General features: G+C 61.1%; 2 protein-coding genes. Both read right to left on the minus strand.

What is annotated here, in order from left to right; genetic code table 11:
* The coding region (locus WBP53_RS16290; protein ID WP_423930804.1) for an FG-GAP-like repeat-containing protein at positions 1 to 1,088 on the minus strand (1,088 nt) is incomplete at its 3' end.
* A gap of 148 nt (positions 1,089 to 1,236) precedes the next feature.
* Positions 1,237 to 1,470, minus strand: coding sequence for a hypothetical protein (locus WBP53_RS16295; protein ID WP_423930805.1), 234 nt, complete (start codon positions 1,468 to 1,470; stop codon positions 1,237 to 1,239).
* Positions 1,471 to 1,863: the final 393 nt, after the last annotated feature.

The raw sequence follows: 1,863 nt of genomic DNA on the forward strand, positions 1-1,863 counted from the left end.
GCTGCGCTGGTCGACCAGCGCGAATCGGCAACACCGGCAGCGGCCGAGATGTCGCGGAAGTGGCGGCTGCCGTCGGGACCGGCTTCGTTGCGCAACAGTACGTTGGCGCCGTAACAGGTGACGTAGAGGTCGTCCCAACCGTCACCGTCGACATCGCCAACCGCAACTCCCATTGCCCAACGGTGCAGCGAAATACCCACTGCCGCGGTGACATCGTCGAACTGCCCGTCGCCGCGGTTGGCGTAGAGGCGCGAGCCCGGGCCTGCCTCGGGGTTGGCCATGGTTGCCCCGTTGGCGAGAAACACATCGAGGTCGCCATCGCGGTCGTAGTCGAGGAGGGCGATGCCTCCACCGTTGACCTCGAGGATCTCGCGACTTGGATTCGCGCCGCTGGTCATCACCAGGTCGATTCCGGCCGACTCTGGCACCACGCTGAAGTCGAACGAACTGGTGGGTTGGGTAGGGCGTGTCAGCGGCGTCGGCGGGATCACAATCGGGAGGCTCTTTAGCTTCTTATTCGCTTGCTCGGCAAGTTCCGGGTCTCCTTGAGCGGTGGCGAGGCGCGCGGCGGCCTCGAAGTGGTGGCGCGCCGCAGCGATGTCGTTCTGGTCGAGGGCGACCTGCGCGAGCCCGGCGTGGCCAGAAGGGTAGTCCGGCAGACGAGCTACCAGCCGTTCGAAAATCGCCTTGGCTTCATCGTGACGACCAAGCGCCTGGAGGGTCCAGCCATACGGGGGCAAGACCGCGATCTCCTCCGGGTCGGTCGCCAATGCTCGCGCAAACAGTGGCGCGGCAACTTCGAAGCGATTCTCCTTGAAATACGTCAAGGCGAGCAGGGCAGTGGCGCGAGCCCAGCGCGGGTGCGCGGCGACGAGGGGGAGCAGCCTTGCCCGTGCTGCTGCGGGTTGCCCCGCGTCGATCAACGCCTTGCTGCGAGCGAGTTCCCCAGGTGGCGGAGTTGGTGCGGAATTCGGCGTGCTGGCCGGAGAGGCGGCGGCCGTGTCGGGGGGCATTGATTTTGCCGTTGCTGCTGACGAGCCCAGTAGCAACGCTCCCCACAGCCACCACATCTTTCGCGTACTGAGCATGGGTGCGTTCTACCACAGCACCGCATGTACAGGAAATTCAATCGCCCTTTTCGGGGAGTCTGTCGGATAGGCCACGATCGCACATGGCACCAGCAACGCCGCAGCCACGACCACATTGGGCTGATTCACTGCGGCGACCAGCCTGCCATCACTCTATGTCATCTCCACAGCCCATTTGCACACTTCTGGTACTTGAGTACGAGCCGTTCCAGACAGTTACGTCAACGCGCACACTTTCGGTTGGCATGCAGCTGACCGAGAGCGTGTTGTTGTAACTCGGCGGATACGGATAGCTGTCCATGCCAACTTTTACTGTCCAGTTGTAGATCAGATTGGTACCTGATCCGCCGCATCCGTATGAGACCTCGATAGGATATGCCACGCAATTCAGCGAATGCTGGCTAGTCGACATGCAGTTCAACGTTGCTTGAACGGGTGAACTGACTTGCGCGCTCTTGGGACAGCCATATGCTTTTTCGCGCACGGGGAATTCCTCGGCGGAGCATGGGATGACAGGGCAGACTGGTGGGACTGCGAGCGCTGGCGCACAGCACAAGAAAGCCACGACGGAAGAAACCGCAGAAAGCGGAACGACGCATGATTTCATTGCAATACTCCTTTCAGAACGTGATGAAGCGCGTACTCAGCAATTGTCGGATCCCTGATTTCTCACAGGGCTGATGGCTTCCGGATGAGCCGTTGACGGCGAGCAAATCGATCTTGCACACCGAAAACTTTTTCGTGGCAGACCAATTGAGTCGAGTCGAGTCAACCC

Origin of the sequence: Dokdonella sp., from assembly GCF_049593775.1 — a bacterium.
GTDB lineage: Bacteria > Pseudomonadota > Gammaproteobacteria > Xanthomonadales > Rhodanobacteraceae > Dokdonella.